This window comes from Acinetobacter sp. 25-47-122 (assembly GCF_056779695.1).
Genome location: NZ_JBWYIJ010000007.1, coordinates 136,354 through 156,024, shown reverse-complemented (window position 1 = coordinate 156,024; position 19,671 = coordinate 136,354). Strand labels below are relative to the sequence as shown.

General features: G+C 34.9%; 17 protein-coding genes. 6 read left to right on the top strand and 11 right to left on the bottom strand.

Annotation, left to right across the window (positions count from 1 at the left end):
- Positions 1-26 precede the first annotated feature (26 nt).
- The gene (locus tag AC1M9P_RS08455) at positions 27-551 is read right to left on the bottom strand and encodes a hypothetical protein (protein WP_481587314.1); all 525 of its coding nucleotides are present in this window, start codon (positions 549-551) and stop codon (positions 27-29) included.
- A gap of 37 nt (positions 552-588) precedes the next feature.
- On the opposite strand from AC1M9P_RS08455, the gene AC1M9P_RS08450 reads away from it, so the two are divergent.
- Positions 589-1,326, top strand: a complete 738-nt coding sequence (locus tag AC1M9P_RS08450) for a hypothetical protein (RefSeq protein WP_481587313.1) — start codon at positions 589-591, stop codon at positions 1,324-1,326.
- 121 nt (positions 1,327-1,447) lie between these two features.
- Here the strand turns inward: AC1M9P_RS08450 and AC1M9P_RS08445 are convergent, their stop codons facing one another.
- The 5 genes from AC1M9P_RS08445 to AC1M9P_RS08425 all read right to left on the bottom strand — a co-directional run bounded on the left by AC1M9P_RS08445 (position 1,448) and on the right by AC1M9P_RS08425 (position 7,377).
- Complete coding sequence (locus AC1M9P_RS08445) at positions 1,448-3,415, bottom strand: TniQ family protein (protein ID WP_481587312.1); 1,968 nt, start codon at positions 3,413-3,415, stop codon at positions 1,448-1,450.
- On the bottom strand, positions 3,412-4,362 hold the full coding sequence (locus AC1M9P_RS08440) for a TniB family NTP-binding protein (RefSeq protein ID WP_481587311.1): 951 nt from the start codon (positions 4,360-4,362) through the stop codon (positions 3,412-3,414). The genes AC1M9P_RS08445 and AC1M9P_RS08440 overlap by 4 nt, the downstream gene beginning before the upstream one ends.
- Positions 4,349-6,232: a Mu transposase C-terminal domain-containing protein gene (locus AC1M9P_RS08435; RefSeq protein ID WP_481587310.1), complete on the bottom strand. Its 1,884-nt coding sequence runs from the start codon at positions 6,230-6,232 to the stop codon at positions 4,349-4,351. The genes AC1M9P_RS08440 and AC1M9P_RS08435 overlap by 14 nt, the downstream gene beginning before the upstream one ends.
- Position 6,233: 1 nt before the next feature.
- Positions 6,234-6,938, bottom strand: a complete 705-nt coding sequence (locus AC1M9P_RS08430; RefSeq protein ID WP_481587309.1) for a PDDEXK family nuclease — start codon at positions 6,936-6,938, stop codon at positions 6,234-6,236.
- 193 nt (positions 6,939-7,131) lie between these two features.
- A complete protein-coding gene (locus AC1M9P_RS08425; protein WP_481587308.1) occupies positions 7,132-7,377 on the bottom strand; it encodes a hypothetical protein in 246 nt (81 codons plus the stop codon).
- A 105-nt stretch (positions 7,378-7,482) separates the two neighbouring features.
- Here AC1M9P_RS08425 and AC1M9P_RS08420 point away from each other — a divergent pair, with 105 nt between their 5' ends.
- Complete coding sequence (locus AC1M9P_RS08420) at positions 7,483-8,289, top strand: hypothetical protein (RefSeq protein WP_481587307.1); 807 nt, start codon at positions 7,483-7,485, stop codon at positions 8,287-8,289.
- Between the two features lies 1 nt (position 8,290).
- Here AC1M9P_RS08420 and AC1M9P_RS08415 read toward each other — a convergent pair whose 3' ends face one another.
- The gene (locus AC1M9P_RS08415) at positions 8,291-8,533 is read right to left on the bottom strand and encodes a transposase (RefSeq protein WP_481587306.1); all 243 of its coding nucleotides are present in this window, start codon (positions 8,531-8,533) and stop codon (positions 8,291-8,293) included.
- 117 nt (positions 8,534-8,650) lie between these two features.
- Between AC1M9P_RS08415 and AC1M9P_RS08410 the strand changes: the two genes are divergently transcribed.
- Genes AC1M9P_RS08410 through AC1M9P_RS08395 form a run of 4 tightly spaced genes read left to right on the top strand, consistent with a single transcriptional unit; the run spans position 8,651 to position 14,235 of the window.
- Positions 8,651-8,881 (top strand): helix-turn-helix domain-containing protein, encoded by a 231-nt coding sequence (locus tag AC1M9P_RS08410; RefSeq protein ID WP_004638035.1) that lies wholly within the window; start codon positions 8,651-8,653, stop codon positions 8,879-8,881.
- A gap of 40 nt (positions 8,882-8,921) precedes the next feature.
- On the top strand, positions 8,922-9,815 hold the full coding sequence (locus AC1M9P_RS08405; RefSeq protein ID WP_481587305.1) for a radical SAM protein: 894 nt from the start codon (positions 8,922-8,924) through the stop codon (positions 9,813-9,815).
- Between the two features lie 9 nt (positions 9,816-9,824).
- Positions 9,825-10,235 (top strand): DUF6375 family protein, encoded by a 411-nt coding sequence (locus AC1M9P_RS08400; RefSeq protein WP_481587304.1) that lies wholly within the window; start codon positions 9,825-9,827, stop codon positions 10,233-10,235.
- Between the two features lies 1 nt (position 10,236).
- Positions 10,237-14,235: an NACHT domain-containing protein gene (locus AC1M9P_RS08395; protein WP_481587303.1), complete on the top strand. Its 3,999-nt coding sequence runs from the start codon at positions 10,237-10,239 to the stop codon at positions 14,233-14,235.
- 135 nt (positions 14,236-14,370) lie between these two features.
- On the opposite strand, the gene AC1M9P_RS08390 is transcribed toward AC1M9P_RS08395, so the two are convergent.
- From AC1M9P_RS08390 to AC1M9P_RS08375, 4 genes are all read right to left on the bottom strand, one after another.
- Positions 14,371-15,654 carry a ribonucleotide-diphosphate reductase subunit beta gene (locus AC1M9P_RS08390; protein ID WP_035267248.1) on the bottom strand — a complete coding sequence of 428 codons (1,284 nt, stop codon included), beginning with the start codon at positions 15,652-15,654 and terminating at the stop codon, positions 14,371-14,373.
- Between the two features lie 146 nt (positions 15,655-15,800).
- On the bottom strand, positions 15,801-15,932 hold the full coding sequence (locus AC1M9P_RS08385) for a preprotein translocase subunit YajC (RefSeq protein WP_481587302.1): 132 nt from the start codon (positions 15,930-15,932) through the stop codon (positions 15,801-15,803).
- Positions 15,933-16,064: 132 nt separating this feature from the next.
- Complete coding sequence (locus AC1M9P_RS08380) at positions 16,065-16,238, bottom strand: hypothetical protein (RefSeq protein WP_481587301.1); 174 nt, start codon at positions 16,236-16,238, stop codon at positions 16,065-16,067.
- Positions 16,239-16,371: 133 nt separating this feature from the next.
- Positions 16,372-19,188: a ribonucleoside-diphosphate reductase subunit alpha gene (locus tag AC1M9P_RS08375; protein WP_481587300.1), complete on the bottom strand. Its 2,817-nt coding sequence runs from the start codon at positions 19,186-19,188 to the stop codon at positions 16,372-16,374.
- Between the last annotated feature and the right edge of the window lie 483 nt (positions 19,189-19,671).

Sequence of the window (19,671 nt, the reverse complement as noted above, 5' to 3'; positions counted from 1 at the left end):
ATATCTAGAATATGATAATCAGGTAGTTATTTAATTTTACTTTGTTCTAAAAATTCCTTAAACCTGTTTGTCATACTTGGAATAATTTGATTAATAATTTCAATTCTAAACAAATGTTTTGAATGAGGTCTAGGGATTACAACTTGTCTTAACTTCTCTAGACTGACAGCAGAACTAGGGAAGTCAAAATATTCTCCAGTTTGTTTAATTACTTCCCGACCTAGTTCTATTACTGTATTCATACAATCTATGCACATTGGCTCAGCTTGATTATTTACATCTAAAATCTCATCAAAAAATGGTGCACTTTTTATTTCGAGAACCCATTTACTTTTATTTGAAGGTCTTACACATTCATATTTCTTCCTAAAACAACCAGGGCATTTCCAATTCTCATCATAGCGTTCCCAATATTTTCCTTTAGGATATATGATTGCTGAAGGTGTTTTGGTTACAAGTAGTGGTATGTGTCGCAAAAGCAAAGCAATATGCAAAATAAATTTTTCACTTACAACTTGTGTGTTGAACAATGTTAAATGTTCGTCTGACAATCTATAAAATGTCATTCTCGTAAGGTAAAAGAAGAAAATGATTCTAAAGTTTTGGCTTCACTTCAAGCAGCAAGATTTATCAATTAAAATCTATATAGTAGCGATAATTATTTTTTTAACAGCGTTAGTTATTGTAGGCCAGGAAAAACCAAATATTTTTTTTGGAATGACCTATATCTCAATGATCTTATTTGAAATTGGATTTATTATTTGGATTTATGCCAATTCAAAGAAATACATAAAATTAAAATATTTTAAATTTTTCTGGTTGTTTTTTCATTTGGGAGTGTTGTGGTTAGCTACTGTATACTCAAGCAAAGTTGTTAGTTACGGATTAGGATTACCTTCATCTGACTTTAATTATACTGTAAGCTTTTTTACTTTTTTATGTTACCTGCCAGCTTTTTTATTTATTTCTACAGGGCTTGGAGTGGCAACATTTTTTATTTTTATGATTATTTATGCTGTTTTATCAATATTTTTTAAACCAAAATTTTTTGAAAGTTTTTCTATATTTCATTTCGTTGGTGCTCTGATCACAATTTATTTATTTGCATCTAGTCATGATAAAATTATGTCTTACTATCGTCAAAATGCCCCTCAATATGTTCGAGCTATTGCTTATCAAACAGATTATCAATACATGCCATCATATTTAAAGAATTTTGAAAAAATGGATAAAAACGTTAAGCTTAAATTACATGAAAATGGCGTATATTCGACATTAAAAGAACAAGAAAATGGATATGAGCTTTTTGTAGGAAAGCTTGAGTAATCGCACTTTTTTATGATTTTTTTAAGTTTTCAAAACCAATAATTTAGCAAGATTTTAATAAAATTAAATTGAAAATTAATTGTTCAATTTTTAATAAATTTTTTCCTAGTTGTAAATAATATTATGCTTTTAATATTAAGACATCAGATTTCTTAAAAAGCCTAATCTTTTCATCATTTTTACCAAAATAGTAAGGTGTTATAAGCCCTTGTGTTTGTAGATTTGTAATATGTGAATGGCGCATTCCCAACATTGAGCTAGCTTCAGCTCCTGTTAAATACTCTTCTTTTAATTTAATGATTTCATCTAGTTGACTCTTCTTTACAAGTTTCCAATAAGTTAAATCCTTAATGTCTAAAAAGCCTGTTTTACACCAATATTGACTGAACCAGTTCATTCTACAATTGAGCTTTTCTGAAGCATCCTTAGTCGAAATATAGTCTTCACTTTCGATTATGTTTTTTAGTTTATCCAGAGAAATACGTTTAATTTTAATAGGGGTTAAAAACTCGTTCTCCCGCTCTAAAATCTTTAAGTGTGTTAACGTAATGACTTGGTTGGGACTAATTTTTAAGATTACTGATGCTTCATTCAGTGAATAAGAATCATCATTCATTTTTCTTTTAAAATTTGTTCTTTTTCGACCAGTTTTTGTCGAGTATTCTTTTACCTGGTCTATGTGTTCTTTAGTAATATATTTAATAGAATCCCTAAAAAAAATATTTACAGGTAGTTTATCAATATGAGGGCCACTAATAGGTTTGATTCCAATACTTATCATTTTTTCTACAAAATTTCCTCGATTAACATTCAATGTTTTTGCAAGAGTAGAGGCGATTACATATTTTTTATGAAAACTTTCTAGTTTATGTAAAGGAATTTGTAGCGGAAAATTGCTCTTTTTTTCATCATAATTGAGCCAATGGGATTTTGCTAACTTTCTTATCGTATCTGAATTTGTATTCAGTATTTCAGCTGCCAATTTTATCTCTACTGTAAGTAATCCATTTTGCATGTTGGAAGTAGAAATGGGGCGATTTACTATTTCTAAACTCTTTTCTCCGGTTAAAAACATCTCGATATCAGTGCTTGATAAAAGTTGTTTACCATCATTATTCTCTACGAATTCTAGTCGGTTAGAAGCTAGGAGGTTTGTTAGTTTTAGTCGTCCAATTCCAAGTAAAAGCCTTGACTCTTCGAGTGTTAAGTGGATATTTTTACTTTTAGTATTATGTCGATAAGAAATACAATTATTCTCAATATTTGAGAGATAATTCTCTTTAAACCTAACAGTTTTATCTTCTTTGTAAAATGGTAATAGTTGAACTCTTGGATGAGCTAATTGAATTCTATTGTTAATCCAATTACTCATGGTGATTATTGAATGGGGAGTATCTACGAAATATTCGTAGACTATTCTTAAGTAATCTTTATCTGAGCGTGGTTCATCTAATGCTGCAAATTTTTCTAATGCAAACCAAAAAGATGTAAATTCTTGAAATAGCTCATTTGAATTTTGATTTAAAATATAGATAAACCAATGAATTAAAAAATTTTCCGAATAGTGAATTTGTTGAGCCTCTCTTAAGTCTGCTAAGCATTTTGAACATTTTACAATAGAGCCTGATTGTAAGCTGATCTTATAACCGCACATGTAACAGCTGTCTAAGAGTAAAATGGAATGTATAGGGCAAGAGTATACAGGTCTTAAAAGCCAGAGTTTTCTGAAGTATGGTTGTTCCTTTAAGCATTGTGGACAATATGAATGGCCTTTAGTTTTGAACAAACGAAGATCGATGATCACATTCCTATAAATTCTGGGTGATCTACTGGTTAATTTATTTCGATCAAAGGCGAGGGTAATATAATCAGGGTTAAGGCTTAAGTTTTCTAATACATATTTAAAGCGTTTTTGGTCTAAAAAAGTGTAATTAGGTGCTAATTTAGTCAAAAAACTAAATTTTTCTTTGCCAAATAATTGATAGACTGATGTGTGACCATTTAATTTAACAGTTCTTATTAAGTAACTCGTAGCTGATTCATCAGGATAAGGTGTTGCTTCAATAAGAAGTCGTTTGTTTGTATTCATATTTGACTTCTTGCGTGAGTGGTCAATTGTGATAATGACATTTTAAAAGGGTCAGTGTTGAGTTTAGAAATATAGTCAGTAATTCCAAGTTTCCATGCCTCACTAAAATCATGGTTATTGACGATGGTTCGACCTTCATTTAATGCATTAACGATACTTTCTCTAATTAAACCAATAATATAAGAGTGATAACCTTTAGTAGCCGTGTAAATTTGCATACCCATGAGTGGATTGTCGAGAGGTGGTGAAAATGAAATATTTTTTTGTGCCATTTTACGAGAAATTTCACTTAAAAATGCGTAAATTGTGCCATGTCCTTGAGAGGATTCGATGTAAAGAGGATTTAATGTATAGATAAATGGAAATCTTCGGGCAATTTGGCTATCGACTTGTAATATTTCTGCAAATTCTGGAAGACCGACTAAGCAAAAACTGATGCCTGTTCGGTTAACAAGTGTTTTTAGCCAATTTCCTATGGTTACGTTCATTCGTGTATATGATTGTTTACGCTCGAATAAATGATGAAATTCGTCTAGAAATACGAGCTTAGTTTCACACATACTGAGTAAATAACTTAATCTGTCAGTCAAGTAGGATGTTGTACCACTGTTATAAGTTGGATCACCTAGTTCTTGCAGCATTGTGATTGCGAGTGATTTAACAGTGGCTGGAGAAGGAACTTCAACATAAAATGCTGGAATAATTGTTTTTTTATGATCTTCTTCAATTTTAGTAGATTTAGGCATTTGGCTGACTATTGTTTTACACAAAGTCGTTTTCCCTAAACCTCCCTTCGCAAGAAGCATGCTTCCTATAGGCTCTTTATAGGCTATGCTTCTCTTTACACAATTTTGTATTCCTTGAAAGGCTGTCATAAACTCATCTGAAGTGACTACGATGTTATTGATCGAGTTAATTTGTTCAAAATATTTATCAAATTTTTCCATTTTTCATCACCTCAAATGATCCAAAACTCAAATTATTCTTTTTGTTATCACAAGAGGCTTCAATATTCGGTTTCTCGTGAATCTCTACGATAGGTGATAAATTCTTTTCGATATTTTGAAGTATGAGGGGAAGCTCAAGTTTTATTGGTTTTAACTTTGGTCTGTTCCTAATTAAATCTGATTGAATTTCATGTAAAAGTTTGTAGAGGCCAAATAAGTCTGAAAACTTTCCTAATTTTTGTTGATCTTGTTCAGACAGCTGTTTTTTTCTTTTTTGAGCCTCTAGATGAATTGTCCTTGATAATCCAGAAGTGTAGTCTTGGTTGGTAGAATTCGCTTGTATTACGGTATTCATATCATTTGGATCAACGATATAAACTTCATTTAAGTCAAGATCATCAATGAGTACGGTGACTTTCTTAATGCCTTTTATTTGTAAAGTAGTTAAGGCATGAGAAAAATAACTTAAGCCATCAACTTTAACTTGGCCCTGATGGATTGTACGTTCGATTGGTCTTCGACATAAAATTTTCGCATCAACTTCAGAAATATCGCTCGGTTTAATATCGGTAATAGCATCTTGCCACATAACAGATGGTGAGCGACCAGTCATACTATGAATTGAGCAATGATAGACATCACTGATCCACATATCGATATATTTTTGAAGTTGCTCTATCGTAAATTGAACGTTTTTTGTGGAATTGTAGCTTCCTCTAGTTGATGGATTTGAAAAAGTTGTTCCAGGCAGTTTTTGAATAATGCCGTGAGTAAGGGTGCTAAAAAACCTTTCAATATGAGGCTTGTTGTTTGGAGTACCAATTTGAGAAGGTGTTAAAGTAATTTTTAACTGATCACAGACTCTTGCCAGGGAATTATTTTTAAATTCCACTCCGTTATCTGGAATGATAATGCTCGGAATACCGCCTGGTAAATTTTGATTCGGTCGAGTGATCATATCTTTGATGACTGCTAGCGTTGTTGTTGCACTCGGTGGATACATACTTATATAAGTGCCTACAATTGCCCGAGTATGTGTATCAATTGCACAAGCTAAAAAAGGGCGACCAAGAGCGACATTTGTTTTTGGATCTATCACAATAACATCAAGATAGTGCGTATCAATTTCAACCATATATAAAGCAAAAGGACTGAGAAGACCTCTACCTGAAGCTTGAAAAGTTTTTTTTGCAGTTCGATTTCCATTCTTAGCTTTTACGATTAGATATGGGTCAAGCTTTTTAATATACCTTTGTATGCATCTGCGGCTAGGTAATTGATCTAAAGAAATTCCTTTTTCTACTAATTTACCTAACATGGTTGCATGAACATCTTTACTCGTTCGAAATTCGGGCTTTAGATAAACTTCCTCTATGGTTTGATTGATAATCTGATAAATTTCAGGGCTAAAACGTAATGAGTTATTACCCTTACGTTCGTTTTTTAGAAAAAGTTTATTATGAGAATAACTTTTGTATTTAAAAATCCATCTTGCAACTGTTCTAGGCGAAGGAGGAGATTTATCATCTATCAAAGTCGCAATTTCTTGAATAAATGGTGAGAGTTGGTTAAGGCTTGTAGGGTATTCTAACTGCTGAAGTGCAGATAAAACATAACGTTCCTTTCTATGGATATCCTGACTACATTGAGGATTTAGAACAAGCTTCTCAGGTGCAAAACTACAAATGATTTCACCAGATTTATAGCGATTTTCAAATTCATTTAGATCCAGGGTGCATATTTTTCCTCCTATTATTGCGGCATAACGAATTGTGTTTAATGCAATTGATGCTATTTCAAAAATATAATCTGGATGCTCTGCAAAATAAAAGCGATATCCTGATTGAGGGATAAAAAGAGGAGTTTCCATATTAAAATATTCCTTGATGATTATATTTAGGGGGAAATTCTGTAAATTTATTGTGGAAAAAAAGGTAATCCCCTAGTTCTTGTTTAAAACCGATAGATTGAAGTTCTTTGTAGACTTGAATTGGACTTGAAGGTTGCTTAGTTTTTAAATGGTCTAAAGCGTATTCAATTTCAAATTTGCTCCAATCAAAACGATGCCCTCTTTGATACCAGTAAAGAAGTTGCTGAAGATGTTTTTCTGTAGGAAGTTCAGTTTGATCGATGAGTTTGAATGTAATTCCAACTGAAGTGAGTAATGTCGCAAGACGATCAAAACGGACATATTCATCTAAAGCTAATGATGCTATTGATGGTTTTACCTCATGAACTTCATAGCAACCATCACTCGTTTGAATTAGAAAATCTGGATAGGAGTATTGTTCATGGGAGAGTTTGATTTTTAAAGCTTGGGATCTATAGTTGATTACACAGGGGTTTCTTTCTAGGCAGATAGCATGAGCTAGCTCTAGGCGACTTTCTGTAGGAATAGCACCACTGCATTTTTTACTTGGGAATAGGGCAGTTCTACGTCCATAGCAGCCTTGGAAAATTTTACGTTGTCCATGAATGGTTGCTGCAATATTTGGCTCAGTTGCAAAGGCCGTTTTTATTTGTTCGAAAATATAATGTTCAGATTTTGTCTGCTCATAGTTTAGGTTAAGGTACATAAATGTGTATCCAGTATTTCGGAGCACCCTAAATTTAGGGTGAGTGAAATTACTTGTTGCTTAAAATTAAGCTACAAGGCTTGACTGGTGACTGAATACGGAAGATACTTTGATTACCACGTCTTTGTACTTTTTGTATAGAGCCACCAACGGATCCTTTTAGGGTCCGTTTTTTATTGCAATTATATAATTTTCATATTTTTTCCTTATGATTTAAATCTTTAAGCCACTTAGCTACATCGCTTGTGTAGGCAAATTTTCCTTTACGATTCTCAATTGAGAAAATAGGTATTGATATTTGATTTCTAGAAAGTGCTTGCCTAAATGAAGCAGTTGATCTATAGCCCATTAATTTTGCTAAATCGTAACCTCCTATCAATTCTCCATATCTTTCTTTTAATTCAATAACTTTTTCGTCTCTTTGATTTTCAATTCGCATGTTGATAATTCTTAGTAGCGCACTGTCACTATATTAGCCCCTCATATATGTGTTACAACACTGCACGAAATAGCTGAATTTCTTGCAGTGTTGACAGAGATAATAATGACTGAACCAAAAAAAAGAGGTCGCAAGCTTAGGCATCCGATAGAAAGTCTGAAGACAAGGGTTTGGGTTGAATACATTAAACAATCGGTGGATGCTTCAACATATTCAGTCGAGCTAATTCTGAGAGACAAACCTATAGAACCATTAGAAAAATTATATCGTTGGGATAAATACCAAAATGGACTTCATTCACCTAAACCTGAATATATTGATTTTGTAAATCAAAAATTCCCTGGATCAAGAGATTTATATAACCATGTTCTTTGGGATGTTCTAGTCCAAGATGGGATGACCTATGAAAAAATTGATCAATATATTGGTTTAATGAAACCTGAAATTTACTTTTTATTGGTCAGAGCTGTTGAAAATTTTGGTGTAAAAAGAAGACCATTTAACGATGAGATTATTGAAGTTCTAATCAATAGAGGTGAAGTAGACTGCTTAGTTGTTGCGATTCTGATGTTACATGAATCGACACACTTGTGTTCACCAGACTTAAGGCAGTTAGCTTTAAATTTATACTTTGGGCTGACACCTAAGATCGCAGCGCATCCATTGTATTTTAAAGTACATCCAGACCTATTTGACTTTATTGATTCTACTTTTAAAAATCATGTTTTTTTAGCACCGAATATAAGGCTCGATATGGTTGTTTTTTGGCGAGCTTTCAGAGATAACTATTGGTCTAATGATTTAAAAGTTGCTTCTCAACATTTGGAAGAGAAGAATAATGGTAAAAATAGGGTTGGATCCTCAAAGACTCGTATAGAGTCTTTGGATGGTAAGTCTTACTATGATACTTAATTCATACATCTAATCGTTTAGAAAGTTTTTCTTCTGCATACATTTGTTTTAAAACTAGATTTTCCTGTTCTAGTTTATCTAAACGAGTGAGAATTTGCTCACTTATGTCTAGATAGTTTGCTTTCCAGCGATAGAATGTTGCCACACTAATTTGATATTCCTGACAAACCTGTTCGATAGTAGCACCTGCTAAATGTTTCTTAACAATGCTATTGATTTGAGTTACAGAAAATTTTTGCTTCACATTGAGTTCCTAAACTATCGTTCAATCATTATCCAAAATAAAAACATCAATAAACAGATAGGGTTAAATGAAAATATCCTATTTTGGGATATTTTGAATTGTAACTGATATTGAGCCATGCGCTCAATACACGACCCTAGGTATCAAGACCTTATTAAGAAACTTATAGAACTTCGTGAGTCAAAAAATGTGACTCAGGTCGAGCTTGCGCGTCGTTTGGTAAAGCCGCAGTCTTATGTATCTAAAGTAGAAATTTTAGAAAGACGTATAGATGTAATTGAATTAATAGATTGGCTTAATGCTTTAGATAAAAAAACTATAGAATTTATTAGTCAACTTAACAATTGAAGCTAGAATACTTTTATCTTAATGACTTTATAAATTTAAAATGAAAAAAAGAATAGGACCAGATGGGATTCATTTTTTTGATAGATTCACAGGTTTAAATATTTTAATCGATGAAGTTATACCTCCTGAAAATGAGTGGTCACAAGCTCCAAGGCAAGTTTCTGTTGCTCTCACAAATGTATGTGATTTGCATTGTGAATTTTGCTATGCGCCAAAAGTAAAGGCTTCACTCCAATTAGATCAATTAAAGAGGTGGATCAAAGAGCTAGATCAACTGGGTACTCTTGGTATTGGATTTGGAGGAGGAGAGCCAACTTTATATCCCCATTTTTCAGAAATTTGTAAATATACGGCAAATGAAACAGAGTTGGCGGTGACATTTACAACACATGGGCATCGTTTAACAGACACGTTACTATCTAATTTGAAGGGAAATGTACATTTTATAAGGATCAGTATTGACGGAGTGGGGCAGACCTATGAGGGCTTTCGAGGTCGTAAATTTGATAAATTAATAGAGCGCATTGAAAGAGCAAGGGAAATCAGTTCATTAGGTTTTAATATTGTAATTAATGATTCAACAATACAGAATCTTGATCAGGTCACGGAAATTGCAAGGAAGTTTGATATATCTGAAGTTCTACTCTTACCTCAGCAAGCCACTCAAAATGTCAAAGGTTTATCAAAAGATTCTTATGAAAAAATGAAGATTTGGATAACAGGCTATAGTGGAGAAACTCGCTTAACTATAAGTGATATCGGTCTTGAGTCAAATTTTATATGTAACCCACTTTTGATGGAAACTGGGCTTAATGCTTATGCTCATATAGATGCTCTAGGCTTATTAAAAAGTAGCTCATATTCAAATATTGGTCAGCAAATTGGTGACAAAAGTATTTTAGATACACTTAAGTTATTAAAAGAAGATAAGTAAGGGATAAGTATGAAAATTTGGAATAGTTATGGTTCAGAGCATTCAATGAATTTGGTGTTAATAGGTTCATTTGTTCAGGCTAAAGATGCTGAAAATGTAGAAAATTTAGTGAAGAGTTTACAAAAGATTTCTGAACATGAAAGCTATTATTTATCTGGTGAGCCTCCAGAAAATCATCGATTTTCTAAAGAAGTTTTAGAGGTTCTTAAAAAACATAAAATTTATCATTTGTCACCTTTAGAAATAGATCAGTTTAATTCTGATTATTATCTAGAACGAGATGGAAATAAGATAACGATTGATACAGAAGAGATTGATATCTCTGCATTTATTAAAATTTTTGTGGATGCTGGTGCAAAAGTAGAAGTTTACTCCAAGCATTTTTATCCTGAGAATCCTGAGCAAGTTGAGGAAAAATAGAATGTCTCAACTTGATTGGAATAAATTTGAAAATTTATCTGGTGCTGCTGATGTTAATTTTGAAAAACTTTGTAGATCATTAATAAAAAGACACTATGGTCAATATGGTTCCTTCAAAGAGCTTGCTAATCAGGCTGGGGTTGAGTTCCATCTAAAGTTAGATAAAGAGTGTGAATTGGGGGATTCAACGAGATGGTATGGATGGCAATGCAAATGGTATGAGATCGCTAAAGCAACCAATATTGGGGCAGCAAGACGATCTCAAATTGTTGATGCAATTGAAAAATCTAAAAATTCCTTGAAGGAACTAACCGATTGGGTTCTATGGACGAAAAATATTTTAACTAAAGTTGATCAAGAGTGGTTTTACGGATTGCAAGCTAGCTATCCATTTAAACTTCATCTTCAAACTTGTGATGACATTGAAAGTTTATTGATTGGGCCTGCATTAGCGTTGCGAGAGGCTTATTTTGGTGAGTTGGTAATTGATGAACAAGTACTAAATCAACATTACCAAATCATAGCATCTACTCATAGTAAGAAGTTTCAACCGGAAGTGCACCAAACGGTTAAAGCTGAAAAGATAATTGAAAAATGTTTAGGAAGACACTCTTCTTGGGACTCACTAGATAGCCTTGAAAAATCTATAAACAATAATTTAAAAATAGTCAAAGATGCAGTTAATCTTGATGATAGCTATGTCAAAACAACCTTGCCCGATTTTATAGCAGATGGGGAAAGATTGAGTGATTTTTTAAATTCTTTATTTTCAGAGTTGGCAGTAGGAAATTTTGAAAAAGCAAAAGAGCTTTTGGTTGAAGATTTAAGTTGTGATGGGTCTAAATATAGGAAAACGATAGCTCGATTACGAGCTAACAGAAGCCATACTGCTATGTTTGCAGCAAATTTGTTAGCAGATTTTTATGCTTTTTCACAAGAAATAAAAAGGGTAAGGAATGCTTTAAATACCAAGGTCATTACTATCGTTGGTAAGGCTGGCGATGGTAAAACAGATCTTGCTTTAGACATATGTAGACCAAGAGATAGCATTAATGCTGGAGTTCTTTTTTTAGGAAAAGATTTAAATGCAGGCGAAACTTTAGATCATTTAGTCAAAAGTTTTAAGATATATGGACGACCTGTTAATACATTTGAGGATCTTTTTGAAGCTGTAGATGCAGCAGGTCAACGTCTTTGTAAACGTATTCCAATTGTAATTGATGGGTTAAGTGAATCTGAAGATCCAAGAAATTGGAGAAATGAAGTAGCTAAAGCAAATGTATTACTAGAAAACTATCCAAATATATTACTAGTGTTAACTTTAAGAGGGGAGTTTTATAGAGATTGTATTCCAGAACAAATTCTAACTTTTGAGTTGAATGGGTTTGTAGATGATCCAATTGCAGCGATACATTGTTATTTTGAACATTACAAAATAGATGCTTTAGATGCAGATATACCAATCGAACTACTTTCACATCCTTTAACATTAAGACTTTACTGTGAATCAGCAAATTCAGAAAGAAGAATAGTTGTAGGTGTAGAAGCATTACCCCGTTCTCAAGTTGCTATATTTGAGAAATATTTTGAAAAAGCAATTGATCATATTGTAGATTTATCTCCGTCAAATCAAAGGTTATATCATGAAGATATTGAAGATACTTTATTGAAAATTGCTGAAGTTTTATGGACAGAAAATCGTAGGACATTAGATTTTAATCAGGCTCGTAGTATTGCTAATGAAGTCGTGAGGTCAGGAAGCAGCTTAATAAAAAACCTTGAATCCGAGGGTATATTATTAAAGTATAGATCACAAAATGGTAATCAAGAGATAGGTTTTGCTTATGATTTAATGGCTGGCTTTAAAATAGCTGAATACTTATTGAAAGGTGATTTTAATAGCTGGATTATACAAAATATAAATAAAATTCAATATCATCAACCAGATTCAAATAGTTTGGCTTATGATGTTTTTAACTCATTAGTTGGCTTATATCCTAATTATTATTCTAGAAAACAATTTTGGCAATTACTGGAAGGGGCTTTTAGAGAGAAAGCTCTTTTACAAACAACTCAAGAGCAAGCGGCTCTTATCAATAGAGAAACAATCGAGAAGTTCCAGGAATATTTATTATCCTCAGAGAGGTTTGCATTTGAAGCATTTACAAAACTGAAAACAACTCGGTCAGCATATGCTCATCCCTTTGATGCAAACTTTTTAGACAAAGCTTTAAGAGCGATGGGAAACACATATCGTGATTTAACATGGTCTGAATGGATAAGAAGAAATTCTAGAGAACTTAAAAATGACTTAGAGGTCCTTGAAAAAAGATGGTCTGAAATACAAATTGGTTCTAATGAAAAAGGTCGAGCTATATGGGTCCAATGGTTATTAACAACTAACCATAGAGATCTAAGAGATCAAGCAACAAAAGTACTTTCTATATATGCTAAAAAAGATCCAAGAGCATTCTTTGAGATGGCAATTAATTCATTAGATATTACCGATCCATATGTGCCAGAAAGAACTTTTGCTGCAGCGTATGGGGCTATTTTAAGTGCTGATTTTATTGATGGCGAAAAAATAAGTAGTAATATTTGTGATTTTGCGACACGAATAATTGAATGTTGTTTTGAGCCAGATGCAAAATTCTCAACTACTCATACAATTCTAAGAGAATATTTCCTAGGTATTATTAATTATGCTTCAACGGTAAATCAAAATTTTGTCAGTCAAGAATATTTAGATTATTGTCAAAAGCCTTATAAGCATTTACCAGATCTGTTCGATAGTCTTCCTGATATAAGTGATGAAGAAATTCAGGCTATAAAGGAATCAGCCTTACGTATGGATTTTAATAACTACACTATTGGTAGATTGGTGCCTGAACGGGGAAATTATGATGATTCACATCCTGGTTACATCCAAACACGAAAGACTATATTGAGAAGAATGGCACAACTTGGTTATGTTCCAGCAAAATTTCAAGAAATAGATAGAAATATATCCTCAAGCTCAAACTCTCGCTATCAGAATGATAAAAAAATTGATAGATATGGTAAAAAATATAGTTGGATTGCTTTCTACGAAATGTATGGATGGCGGTCTGATAGAGATCTTTTAGATGAATGGCGGGACAATGAAAGATGTAGCGATGTGAGCATCGATCCAACGTTCCCTAAAATTGATAATTCTTGGAATCCAGAACTTACAGATATATTTACTAATTCTCCAAATGATATTGGTGAGTGGATTTTACATGGACCAATCCCTGATTATTTTAATCTTTTGGAGACTCAGCAGTTTACTCAAGGTGATAGTTGGATTTTACTTAACGGATTTATACAAGAAGATTCAAAAACAGATTATCGTGAAATATTTACATTTATGAGAGGTTTTTTTGTTGCAAATGAATATATATCTATAATACGTGAATTTGTAAGAAATACGGATTATCTTGGTAATAATGCATTGCCACAAATTCCTGAAAACTATTACAAATATGCAGGCGAAATGGTTTTGGGCAATACATTTTTAAATCTGAATCAAGATGTAAGTAGTCGAGTAAGATTTGATGAATGGGATGAATCAAGCTTCTTAATAGAAGTGCCTGTGCAGTCTTATTCTTGGGAGTCTTATCATAGTTCATTGAATCAAGCAGGGGGAATTGACTTTCCAAATCCTGAGTTATGTCAAAGACTAAATTTAAAATATCATAATGGCGATCCAGACTTATATGATATTCATGGAGTCGCGTCTATTTTCAGAACATTCAAGACCGATGTTGGGAATCTGAAAGGTCATTTATCATATTTGAGAAAAGATCTTTTCCAAAAATATCTGACAGAAACTGGACAAACTTTTATATGGATCTTATGGGGAGAAAGAGGACAAAACTATAAAGGGAATGAAGAGATACATGAATATTTCAGAACTAATCAACACTTACATAAACAAGTTTATGTCTGGAAAAGTGATCAAATAGTTAAATTAGATTAACTCATGTTACCAAAATTCAATTTAGATTAAAGAAAAAACCGCCATGAATGGCGGTTTCTCAATGACAACTTATGTGTCGCGCAATGACATTTTATGTGTCGCAAATGACAACTTATGTGTCGCGTGACGGATCTATTACCAGCTTAACGCACCACCAGTTTGATAGTCTGTTACGCGGGTTTCGAAGAAGTTCTTCTCTTTACGTAAGTCCATCATTTCTGACATCCACTGGAATGGATTGTTCACACCAGCAAATTGTTCAGGTAAACCTAATTGAGCTAAACGACGGTTTGCGATGAACTTCAAGTATTCTTCCATCATTGCAGCATTCATACCTAATACACCGCGTGGCATGGTGTCACGTGCATATTCGATTTCAAGCATCGTACCTTCAAGAATCATTTGAATGATTTCTTCTTGGAACTCAGCAGTCCACAAATGAGGGTTCTCAATCTTGATTTGGTTAATCATATCGATACCAAAGTTCAAGTGCATTGACTCATCACGTAAGATGTACTGGAATTGCTCAGCAACACCATTCATCTTGTTACGACGACCCATTGACAAGATTTGAGAGAAACCACAGTAGAAGAAAATACCTTCAAGAACACAGTAGAATGCGATCAAGTTGCGAAGCAAGATTTGATCTGTTTCAGGGGTGCCTGTTTTGAATGTTGGATCACTCAATTCTTGAGTGTACTTCAAGCCCCATGCAGCTTTACGCGCAACTGATGGAACTTCGCGGTACATGTTGAAGACTTCGCCTTCATCCATACCTAAAGATTCGATGCAGTATTGATAAGCATGCGTGTGAATCGCTTCTTCAAATGATTGACGCAAGATATACTGACGGCATTCTGGGTTAGTAATGTGTCGGTAAATCGCAAGAACCAAATTATTCGCAACCAACGAATCGGCAGTAGAGAAGAAGCCTAAAGAACGCATCACGATGGTACGCTCATCTTCAGTTAAGCCATCTTCTGACTTCCAAAGTGCGATATCGTGGTTCATGTTAACTTCTTGTGGCATCCAGTGGTTTGCACAACCATCTAGATATTTTTGCCAAGCCCATTCATATTTAAATGGTACAAGTTGGTTCAAGTCAGCGCGACAGTTGATCATTGCTTTATCATCAACTTGAACACGTTGAGCGCCCATTTCTAACTCTTCAAGACCTGGAGCAACGTCCAAATGTTCTAAGGCGTTAGATGCTCTTGCCAACGGATCGGCTGAATTTGTTGTTCCGTTTGAACTGGTTCGAGCGGGTTGTGCAGCTGCCACACGCGTCGGTTCGTTGCGTGCATCAGATACCACTTGTGGATTAGGCGCTTTTTGCGGTTCGATGGGCGCAGACTGCTGTGCTTGTGCAGTTTGTTTCGGTTCATCATCTTCGAAATCGTCCCAACTGAGGATAGACATATCAATTCTCTCTACGTTGCTTATATCTTTTTATTCAGACATCTCAACGTGAGACATCCTACTATACGCTTATATTGTGTAAGCAAAATTAAGTTTTGCCGATGAATGTACTCAATTTGTTCGTTTGAGTAGATTGAATTTCCGCACTACTTATTTTGCTTACGCTTCTGTTGTTTGCGAATGGCTAAAAATGCATAGACCATCGGCGTGTAAAAGAAAATAAAGGCAAACACCAGCACTGCTAGTCCTAACATATAGTTATGGGTCATATGGTGCATGGTGGTTTCCTTTTGTTAGAAAAAATTAAATCCTCCCCAAACCCCTCCTTTATTAAAGGAGGGGTTTTCCGTGAATTCTTTTGCTTCCACGGAGGTCCCCCTTTGAAAAAGGGGGATGTAGGGGGATTTGTATCAAGCAACTACCTGAGTAATTGGCTTAATATCTTCAATCTTTTGTTCATTCGCTTGGTTAATTGAAACCAATATTGCAACTGAGCAAGGTAATAAGCATGTGAAGCAAAAAATCTGAATTTCCTTGCGTACAATGCGAACTTTCTTTTTAAATTCTTTAAGCTTTTTCGACATGTTCTATTCCTTTTAAGGAATCGTTCATAACGAATTAGCAAAAGTGAATTCTTATGCTAACCGCTCATAAGAATCAACCATTGCTAATTCGCAATTAAGAGATAAATCTCGGTTGATTCCTAATTCGGTTAACTTATTGACAAGCCTCACAATCAGGATTGTCAATTGAACATGCCATTGGTACTGGCGCTGCTTGTTCGAAGCCTTCTTCTGACGCTGCTGCTTCAGGTTTAGCTTCTTGAGCAACTGCTGCTGCAACTGTCGCAGGTTTAACTGCGTTTAATGCACCTGTGTTAATCGTAGATTTCTCAGCAGATGTCGCACCCAATGCACGAAGATAATAAGTCGTCTTAAGACCACGTAACCATGCCATCTTATACGTGATGTCCAATTTCTTACCGTTTGCACCAGAGATGTAAAGGTTAAGAGATTGTGCTTGGTCGATCCATTTTTGACGACGTGATGCAGCATCAACAATCCAGCGTGCTTCAACTTCAAATGCTGTCGCGAAAATTGCTTTTAACTCTTCAGGAATACGCGCAATTTTTTGTACTGAACCTTCGAAATGTTTCAGGTCATTGACCATCACAGAATCCCAAAGACCACGTTCTTTTAATGCACGAACGAGGTAAGGGTTGATGACAGTGAACTCACCAGACAAGTTCGATTTCACATATAAGTTTTGGAATGTTGGCTCAATAGATTGAGATACACCACAAATATTTGAAATGGTTGCAGTTGGTGCAATGGCCATCACGTTCGAGTTACGCATACCATCTTTTTGGACTTTGGCACGTAACGTGTCCCAATCCAAACGTTGTGTGCGATCGACTTCAAACATACGTTCTGGGCGAGATTTTGCAACCAGCTCAAGAGAATCAATTGGTAAAATACCTTGATCCCACAATGAACCTTTAAATGTTTCATACGTACCACGTTCAACCGCCAAATCGCTTGAAGTTTGAATCGCGTAGTAAGAAATCACTTCCATAGACTCATCTGCAAACTCAACCGCAGCATCAGAACCGTAAGCAATTTTCATTTCGTATAGTGCATCTTGGAAGCCCATGATACCCATACCCACTGGACGGTGTTTCAAGTTTGAATTGCGCGCTTGTGGAACTGCATAGTAGTTAATGTCGATGACGTTATCGAGCATACGAACTGCAGTTTTAATCGTGCGAGCAAGTTTCTCACGGTCTAATTGACCACCTTGAACGTGTTGAACAAGGTTGATTGAACCCAAGTTACATACCGCAATTTCATCTTTGCTTGTGTTCAATGTAATTTCAGTACACAAGTTAGAAGAGTGCACCACACCTACGTGTTGTTGCGGTGAACGTAAGTTACATACGTCTTTGAATGTGATCCAAGGATGACCTGTTTCAAATAACATTGATAACATTTTGCGCCATAAGTCTTTCGCACGGACTTTCTTATGCAACATGTCTGTTTCTTTCGCGATGCTTTCATAGTAAGCATAACGTTCTGCGAATTCAGCACCCGTTAAATCGTGAAGATCTGGTGTTTCAGACGGGGTGAAGAGTGTCCATTCAGCATCTTCAAATACACGTTGCATGAACAAATCTGGAACCCAGTTTGCAGTGTTCATATCGTGTGTACGACGGCGGTCATCACCCGTGTTCTTACGAAGCTCTAGGAATTCTTCGATATCCAAGTGCCAAGTTTCAAGATATGCACATACCGCACCTTTACGCTTACCACCTTGGTTAACTGCAACGGCTGTATCGTTCGCTACTTTAAGGAATGGAACAACACCTTGCGATTTTCCGTTAGTACCTTTGATGTATGAGTTCAAGGCACGAACTGGTGTCCAGTCATTACCTAAACCGCCTGCCCATTTAGACAACATTGCGTTATCACGCATAGCGCCATAAATATCGAACAAGTCATCATCAATCGTTGTTAAATAACAGCTTGATAACTGAGGACGTAATGTACCTGAGTTAAATAGAGTCGGCGTAGATGCCATGTAATCGAAGCTAGAAAGTAAGTCATAGAATTCGATTGCACGATCTTCACGGTTGTCTTCATTGAGCGACAAGCCCATAGAAACACGCATGAAGAATAATTGTGGTAATTCGAAACGTACGCCATCAGAGTGGATGAAGTAACGATCAAATAATGTTTGAAGACCTAAATATGTAAATTGATTAGAGCGTTCTGGTTTAATCGCAGCCGCTAATTTTACAAGATCAAAATTTAATAATTCTGGAGAAAGAAGCTCTAGCTCAACACCTTTTTTCAAGAAGGTTTCAAGCGCATCATTTTCAAGCGTGTCTTTAGATAGGCCAAGAAACTCAAGACCGGTTGCAACTAAGTTGTCACGCAACAAACGTGCAGTGACATACGTATAGTTTGGTTCTTGTTCAATACGTGTACGTGTCGCCATCATCATCGTTGTAGAGATGTCTGATGCTTTAACACCGTTGTATAGGTTTTTTACAGTTTCATCGATGATCGCTTGAACATCAATGCCTTCTAAGCCTTCGCTAGCTTTTTCAATCTTCGCTTGTAAACGACTCAAATCTAATGGTTGGAGCTGACCATTTTGACCTGTGATCTGAAGAGTAGGGTGATGATGAGCACCTAACTCTTTACGCGCTTCAGCACGTTGTTCACGATAGATCACGTATGCACGTGCCACTTTTTGTTCACCTGTGCGCATTAAAGCTAATTCAACTTGATCTTGAATTTCTTCAATATGAATCGTGCCACCTGAAGGTAAACGACGCTTAAACGTGTTCATCACCATCTCAGTCAGCTGAGTAATACGATCGTGAATTCTGCTCGAATCTGCACTTGGTTGACCTTCAACAGCCAAAAATGCTTTACCAATTGCTACAGAGATTTTATCTGCATCAAAAGTGGCAACATCACCAGTGCGTTTAATCACTTGAAGTTGACCAGGGGTTGTATTAGCGCTCATTTCAGCGTCGCTCCATTCTCATCATTTTTATGCTTATGGACCATTTGAATCGGATACAAACTCAAAAAATGAGCTATCGCGATATTTGAGGGTAAACACAAGACTTAGTGGTTTAATGTAAATTAAGACACAAGATACGGTAAATTTCAGGGTAGATCAATATTGACATTTTGATAATTTTTTTTCTGAGTTTAACACTCAAATTTCCCTATACTTTTTCCATGTTCAGCCATTTTGTTATGTAGTCAGCGTCACAGGGTGCTAAGCATAACAGAGACTTTTTAGAGTGCTTATAGATAAGTTTGTGGATAACTCTGAAAGTGCAAATTGCTTCTCGAAAATAATTTTTTTGAAATATTTTGTTTAAAATATCATCAAATTGATTTGTGTTTGAAAGTTTAAAGTTGATTGAAAATATTGATCGACTTGGCAAAACTATCTATTTATCAATAGTTAATAAAAAGATAACAAAAGACTACGCTC